General features: G+C 35.7%; 7 protein-coding genes. 3 read left to right on the top strand and 4 right to left on the bottom strand.

Annotated elements, in window-relative coordinates:
- Positions 1 to 277: 277 nt before the first annotated feature.
- Positions 278 to 1,168, bottom strand: coding sequence for a LysR family transcriptional regulator (locus tag ACQKMV_RS23605; RefSeq protein WP_427506874.1), 891 nt, complete (start codon positions 1,166 to 1,168; stop codon positions 278 to 280).
- A gap of 119 nt (positions 1,169 to 1,287) precedes the next feature.
- On the opposite strand from ACQKMV_RS23605, the gene ACQKMV_RS23610 reads away from it, so the two are divergent.
- Complete coding sequence (locus ACQKMV_RS23610) at positions 1,288 to 2,490, top strand: YbfB/YjiJ family MFS transporter (RefSeq protein WP_427506885.1); 1,203 nt, start codon at positions 1,288 to 1,290, stop codon at positions 2,488 to 2,490.
- Between the two features lie 276 nt (positions 2,491 to 2,766).
- The gene (locus ACQKMV_RS23615; RefSeq protein WP_427506876.1) at positions 2,767 to 3,288 is read left to right on the top strand and encodes a DUF6886 family protein; all 522 of its coding nucleotides are present in this window, start codon (positions 2,767 to 2,769) and stop codon (positions 3,286 to 3,288) included.
- A 33-nt stretch (positions 3,289 to 3,321) separates the two neighbouring features.
- Here ACQKMV_RS23615 and ACQKMV_RS23620 read toward each other — a convergent pair whose 3' ends face one another.
- Positions 3,322 to 3,801 carry an NUDIX hydrolase gene (locus ACQKMV_RS23620; protein WP_427506877.1) on the bottom strand — a complete coding sequence of 160 codons (480 nt, stop codon included), beginning with the start codon at positions 3,799 to 3,801 and terminating at the stop codon, positions 3,322 to 3,324.
- A gap of 220 nt (positions 3,802 to 4,021) precedes the next feature.
- On the opposite strand from ACQKMV_RS23620, the gene ACQKMV_RS23625 reads away from it, so the two are divergent.
- On the top strand, positions 4,022 to 4,480 hold the full coding sequence (locus tag ACQKMV_RS23625) for a DUF523 domain-containing protein (protein WP_427506879.1): 459 nt from the start codon (positions 4,022 to 4,024) through the stop codon (positions 4,478 to 4,480).
- 285 nt (positions 4,481 to 4,765) lie between these two features.
- On the opposite strand, the gene ACQKMV_RS23630 is transcribed toward ACQKMV_RS23625, so the two are convergent.
- Positions 4,766 to 5,167, bottom strand: a complete 402-nt coding sequence (locus tag ACQKMV_RS23630; RefSeq protein ID WP_427506881.1) for a hypothetical protein — start codon at positions 5,165 to 5,167, stop codon at positions 4,766 to 4,768.
- Between the two features lie 36 nt (positions 5,168 to 5,203).
- Positions 5,204 to 7,465 (bottom strand): ABC transporter permease, encoded by a 2,262-nt coding sequence (locus ACQKMV_RS23635; protein WP_427506883.1) that lies wholly within the window; start codon positions 7,463 to 7,465, stop codon positions 5,204 to 5,206.
- Positions 7,466 to 7,614: the final 149 nt, after the last annotated feature.

Below are 7,614 nucleotides of genomic sequence, written 5' to 3' on the forward strand. Positions count from 1 at the left end.
TCGGAAATCACAAACTGCACCTCTTTTATTAGAATTTTAAAGTCCAATAATTCGGGTGCAGTTCATAGCGTCACAGATGAGACCCTGGAGCGAGCAACGCGAGTGAAGCGGCTCATCGGACGCCCCCAGGAAAGCGCCCAGCCGGAACGGAAATCAACCACACGTAATGGTATTTAGCCATGAGATATAGTTATTACAAATTTTATAAATAAAAAAACTACACATCAATTCGTTATTGTACAAATTTTGTGTAGTTTAAACTTTTGAAAATTAATGGTTATGAAATTGAGTCATTGATGATGCTTATAAAAGTATTAAAGGTTGAAGAGATATTTTGTTCATTTTTCCTTGTGCAAAGATAGATAGGACGTTGAACATCGATGTCTTTTATAAAAACTCTAGCTATTTGCTGTCGTTGAATAAAGCTAGAAGCTGCTATAGATGGAGCTAGCATCGTACCATATCCAGCTGCAATGGCGTGAATGGATTCATTGATGCCGTCCAGTTGTAGCCCTACTCTTGGGGGCGGGATCTTATGTACCTTGCATAAAGCGTTTAAATATTCTTTCGTAGAGCTACCATCTTCTCGTGAAACAAATGGCTGCTGCATTAATTCCGCTAATGTCACTTTCTGCTCTGCCAGCTGATGACCAAATGGGACGATAAACCAATAATCGAGATTCATGAGAAATTGATAATTAATATCTGGATGATGACCATCCTCTTTTACGATAAAAGCCATATCAGCCTTATAGTGAAGTAATTCTTCAATAACCTGCTGGGAATTAGCCGTTTTTATGTGGATATTAGTTGTCGGATAGGCTTGTTTATACTTTGCGAGCCATTTCGGTAATAAAAAATGTGATGGAACATGGGTAGAAGCAATTTGTAATTCTTCATTACCCGTGTTTTTTAATTGCTCTAGTTTATTTTCAATATCCATTTCCAAATCAAATAATCGTTGAGCCTGCTTGAATAAAAATTCCCCATTTTGTGTTAAAGCAATTCCTCTGCCTTTTGATTCTAAAAGAGTTAAGTCTAGTTCTTTTTCCAAATTTCTAATTTGAATGGTAACGGCAGGTTGACTAATCATTAGAGCTTGCGCAGCTTTAGAAACACTATTGAGCTCGGCAACTTTGATGAATAATCTAAGAGCATGTAAATTCATTATGTATCCCACCTTTTATAAAAATTTTTTATCCTTTTATATAAATTATATATTAGATTTATTAATTTTCACTCTGTATCCTTTTAATTACAAAAAGTTTTTTAGGGGGTGGGGGAATGATGAATCGACAGCACATTGGAATTTTATTTGGTGGGGTGCTATTACTTGTAGTGGCAATGGGGATTAGCCGGTTTGCATTCACACCAATTTTGCCATTTATGCGACATGATGTCGGGTTTTCGTTTGAAGTTGCAGGATTTTTAGCATCAAGTAATTATATAGGCTATTTCATTGGTGCTTTGTGGGCAGGATTTATCAATCGCCAAAAGAAGAACATTTTATTGTTCAGTGTTGTCTTAAATGTCCTTTCTGTTGTACTTATGGGAATCATTGAAATATATAGTGTTTGGCTTGTGCTTCGTCTGATTGCGGGCATTACAGGGGGACTTATTTTTGTCTTAACATGTAGTATTATTATGGATTATTTAGCAAAGCATTCACTTACACGATGGTCAGGCTATTTATTTGGTGGTATCGGATTAGGAATTGCTATTTCAGGTTTATTAGTCCCTGCTATTGAAGCACGGTTTGCCTGGCAAGGTACATGGATAGGCTTAGGGATTTTATCTGCTGTTTTTTTAGTGATAACATATATACTTTGGAGAGGTTTGCATGTACAGGATAGTGTGAAAACCGCAAAATCCTCTGATGCAAAAATGACAAAGGGCTTTATGCCATGGCTAATCGTCGCATATGGCTTTGAGGGGTTAGGCTATATTATCACTGGTACTTTTTTGGTAGATATCATTCACAATATTCCTTCACTACAAGCATACTCTTCGTATAGCTGGGTCATTGTTGGTGTAGCGGCTATCCCGTCAGCACCTGTTTGGACTGTATTATTAGAAAAATTCTCTGCAATCAAAATTTTATTTGTCGCCTATGTATTGCAAGTATTAGGTATCTTATTACCAGTATTTTCACAAACAGTATGGAGCGTATTATTATCGTCATTTTTATTCGGTTTGACATTTGTAGGCATTGTGACGTTAACAACGTCCTATGCACGTCAGCTATTCCCAACACAAAGCGGTCCAGTCGTATCATTGTTAACAACGTTTTATGCTTTTGGACAAATTATCGGGCCAATTATCGCGGGTCAGCTTGTGGCGATTTATAGTAGCTATAAGGCGGCGCTTGTATTTGCAGGAGTCATTGTATTTTTTGCTTTGATTGTCATGTTATGTGGAAGATGGATCACTGTTAAACGACAGGCCACTTTAGACAATGCATTGCCTATCAGAACTCAATCTAGTTCTTAAATTAGAAAAGCCAGAAATTCGATTAGGGATTTCTGGCTTGTGCTTTTACTTAAAGATGGCGTGCCTCTATCTACATAATATAAAAAATATAAGTCTATATCTTTTTTTCGTTTATGAAAAAATATGAATGTGCACAAGAAAGGTAACGTTACAATACTATACTGAAATGAGTGAATAGTATCGTAAGAATAGTAACGACAAAAGAGAGATTAAACGCTGGAATCAATATACAGATTTCATAGTCTTCAAATCAAGAAAATAGAGGAGGGGAAACATGTGCGCATATATCATGTTAGTGAGGAAAGTGATATTACAGAATTTCACCCACGATTACCGGATCGACTAGATTTAGATCCAGAAAAAGGTCTAGTATGGGCAATTAACGATAAATGCTTGCCTAATTTCTTAACACCTAGAAATTGTCCCCGAGTTTGCTACCATGTTGGTGTCGATACAACCGAACAAGATAAACAAGCCTATATAACATCAGCATCATGTGGACATGTCGTCGTAATTGAAAGCAAGTGGTTTGAGACGATGAAAAATACGAAACTCTACTTATATGAGTTTGACATTCAAGGGTTTACACTACAGGATCAAAATGCTGGTTATTATACGAGTGAAACAATACAATATCCTATTGCTAAATTTGAAGTAGAAAATTTATTTGAGGAAATGTTTAAACGTAATGTTGAAATACGGGTAGTCGATAGCCTGTGGAACATCTATGATGAAATTCAAAAAACAACATTGAATTGGTCGATGTGCAGAATGCGATTTGCTCAACCGAGAAAATAATTAGCCAAGCCTCGTAAACGAGGCTTATTATATTTAGACAGTAAGTACTAATGTGGTACTCGTAATATCAATCAATTCACTATCTTTATATGTAAATATGTATTCATAGTTAGTTGTTTCATCCAGCATTTTCGGTAAATAATATTTTAAATCTGCTATTCCTACATTTTTAGGATGGAAAATCCATGATAGATTTTTCCAATCTAAAATGCCTTCAGCAACTTTAATCGGTGTCACATAATGAAAGGATTCCGGTAAATCAGTAATAAAAGCGTACATACAGCCAAAGTCGGTCATTCCATCCGTCCATGTTATTTTTCCTTTGTATGTAATATCCTTCAGTACAATGCCCGTTTCTTCCTTAATTTCTCGTAATGCACCAGCCAATGGAGTTTCATCTTTCTCAATCTTTCCACCTACACCATTCCAAGCCCCCATCCATTCTGGGAAATCCCTATTTAGCAGTAATATTTGGTCACCCTTCTTAAGAAAACAAATTGTGTATTCAACCAAGTCTTGTCGCTCCTTTTAAATGATAAAATGATTCAAATATAGATAATAAAATAGTAGCACAAACCAGTGATATAGTTATCCTACTAATAATAAAAAATGGATTAAAAAAATCAATAAGTAGGTCAAGGAAGTAACATAAGCCATAGAAAAGCTGTTGACAGACTCTTTTAATAAGTTAAAGTTTTACTTATACGATACTGATTAAAAATGAGGTGCACATATGATTTTAATAAGTTCTTGCTTAGCAGGATTAAAGGTACGGTATAACGGAACAGATAGTTTAGACGAAAGAATTCAACAGCTTGTGTTAGAAAATAAGGCGGTAACTGTATGCCCTGAGCTTATGGGAGGTTTTTCGACGCCTCGTGAGCCCGCTGAAATTGTTGGTGGAGATGGTGAAGACGTACTTGCTGGAAAAGCGAGAGTGGTTGAAAAATCTGGCCGTGATGTCACGGAGCTTTATATTAAGGGCGCATATGCAACATTACAGAAAGCGCTCGAACTAGGTGCAACTAAGGTTATATTAAAAGAGTATAGTCCATCCTGTGGCAGTGCAATGATTTACAATGGAGATTTCAATGGGACAAAATTAGTTGGCGTAGGCGTAACTACCGCGTTGCTAAGAAGAAGTAATATTGAGGTTTTGTCTGAAGAAGACTTTTTCACAGATATCAAATAATTTTATCGTTGTAAAGTTATGAAAAGTTGATTTCCTTTCGATACAAAAAGGAATTCAATTTTTTTTAGTGAAATGCAAAATATTTTTGTTGTATAGGGTGATTTATTGAAATCGTTTGTTTTATCTCCTTACCTGTTCTTCGCTAAAGATTTTCGCTATATTTGATACTAGTTTTCTTAAAGAGCTCCCAGACGAATCGAGTTAGGGAATCACCCGTCAACTCGATTTAAAATACGTCTGAGAGCTCGTTTAACTTCTTTCAGCAGAAGTCTCCCACCAGTTAACTTATTGAAACTCTAGAAAATTGGGTTCCTCAGGATAGTATAGATCCTTGCGTAAGCAGACATCCCGATGTGTGAGGGTTTCGCCTTTAAATCGAATCCAAATTTCATCATCTGCCATTACACCATGTGTTTTCCGCACGATGCCCCAGCGATTATAGGCTTGCATATCTAGAGAAGCTAGTAATTCTTTTGCGTTGACCCGAGTAGGGGGGAAGGTTCGCCATTTTAGCCAACGCTCCAGTTCTTCTAAGGTTATATGCCCCTCCATCGTCGGTGAAAATTGCTTGTTAAAATCTTCAATATAGTTAATGACATATGGTGTGCCACCATCAGTCGGTTTTAACTCAACATTTGCAATAATGTCATCCATCCACATCACTTCAAAAGTCATGTAATCAATCAATAGATTCACTTCCTTCTATGAATTCGGGGGCATTTTTTATTCAACAAGCAAAATTCGCGGTGAGGTTTTGGCGATTATTTTCGTTGATAACCAGCAACCAAGACAAGCGGCCAAAATACTTAAAAGAGATAATCCAATACTAACTGGCCAGTTTATCGCAAGGGGGAGTTCAAGTAAGCCGTATTCTAAAAGAATACTTTGTAAAGCTACGGGTATTACTTTAACACCGATAAAAATCCCAAATATAGTCCCTAGTGCTGAAAGAAATAGAATTCCTGATGTAATCGACCATCTAATAGTATTTGAGGTCATACCAATAGATTTAAAAATTCCGTAAGTTCCACTTTCTTTTCTTACGTTTATTCTAGAAACACTAAAAATAATGATGAATGTTACAGCGATAAATAAAATTCCGATAACAGATAATGGGATGATTAAAACAGCGACCACTACTTTAAAGAAATCATCTAATAATGTTTGTTGTGTGTCAACTTTGACAGAGCTTTTAAAGTTATTGTTTAAATCATCAACGATTTGAGCTGATAATGTCTCATCTACCAAATTGATCATACTTTGTTTTGAAGCAGAATAGGTAGCATTATAAACTTTGATAACATCAGCGGTAATTCTCGCTGAATTAGACATATTTGCTATTGATTGATAGATACCAGTAACAATCAAATGATGCTGCTTGCCTTCGATATAGACTTCCACAATGTCCCCTAGATTTTTGTGTAAAGCCTTCGCAACATTAAGGCCAATGGCTATTTCATTTTTATTTACAGGATTACGGCCAGAAATTGTCTCGTATCCAGCAGCATCAAAACTACCTTCAAGAGTATCGACTTTAATATTTAACGGTTGATTTGGTTCATTAGGGAGAACCCCTGTAAATTGATCTAGCCAAGCGTGATTTTTAATACGTTCATCTGAGCGTAAAAATTGTTCAAACTGTTGTTTTGAAAATGTTGCATCATTAGAAACTGTTACTACAACATGTGATGAATCGTAGCCAAATGCTGGTGTGTTTTGCTTGATGGAAATAAAGCTATTAAGCATGACTGCACTAAACACTAAAATAGCAGAAGTAATGGCTGTAAGAACAATAATAAGAATGGAACTTTTCATATTTTTGGTGATGTTTTTAATGCCAATTTGAAGCTGAATCGGCAAATTAACAAAATTAGAAAGGTGATTAGAGTTATTTAAACGCCGATTCAATTTACTGTTTGCAAATTCTGACATACCGTATTTAATTGCCTGTACTGGTTCAACGTGGCGTGTTTTGTTTGAGTAAATGAACGCAGTAAGGATAACAATGACAAGGATTATGACAGCAAGTAGCATGGTGATTCTAAAATCTTGAATAATCGTTAAATGTTTTCCGGACTTTAAATAAGATAAAGAGCTTTCTATGATCACTCTGGAAAGGATTGTACTGGCAATAAGGCCAGGAATAATCGAGACCACGGATAATAAAAGAAATTGTAAAACATAGGTCGCACTAATTTTTCGAGAAGTAAGTCCGAGAGATTTAATGACACCAATCGTTTTATAGTTAGTTAAAATGGCATCTGAAATACTAAAACCAATAATAAACAATGAAATGAATAACATTGCTACACCAAAAGCGATCATTATAAAGCCGATAATTTTATTAATAATTAAATTAAACGAATAGAGATCCACGTATTCCATTTTTGATTCAAGGTAGGGGCCGTTTAAAAATTTTTCGAATTCTATCCAATAGTTTGCACTTTGCTGATAATCATCAAAGCGAAGAGCCATCATGTATTGTTCAGACCCTATCATCGTATCAAATTGTTTATGATAGTCAGAGTCGTTCATCCAAATACGAGCATTATTTGAAAAGGGTCCACCATATGGCAAATCTACAACTATACCAGAAACGCTTAATGAAAAAGCTTTTTCGCCGGTGTTAAATTCAATAGCATCTCCAAGTGAAATATTCGAAGTAGAAGCCATCGATGTGGGAATCCAAATCGTTCCCTCAGTAGGATAGTCCTGATTTTCACCCTCTGAAAATAGTAATCGATCAATAGCAAAGGGCATTTTTGGTGTATTCATCATGAATAAGAGATTTTGCTTTTCTACACCATTCGCTGTGAAGCCAGATAAATTTCTATAAGGAATGAGATTAGAGGCAGTAACTCCTTGTTGCTCTTGCCACCAATTGTTGACAGTGATTGGATTATGAATATCCTTACCCATAGTTAAAATTTGATGAGCCCCATTTGAATCATGATGTATTTTTTCAAAAATATTGTTTGTATTCATAATAATTGTTACAGAGGTAGCTAATAAAAGGGTGGATAGCATAATTAGGATTGCTTAATATGGTACCTGTAGTTAGGACACTTGAAAAAGAGTGTGCTAACTGCAGGTATTTTTTATATACTAGACTTTCAAGATTAAAGAACGAACTA

The sequence above is a fragment of the Lysinibacillus sp. NPDC094403 genome (genome assembly GCF_050278745.1).
In the GTDB taxonomy this organism is placed as follows: Bacteria; Bacillota; Bacilli; order Bacillales_A; family Planococcaceae; genus Lysinibacillus.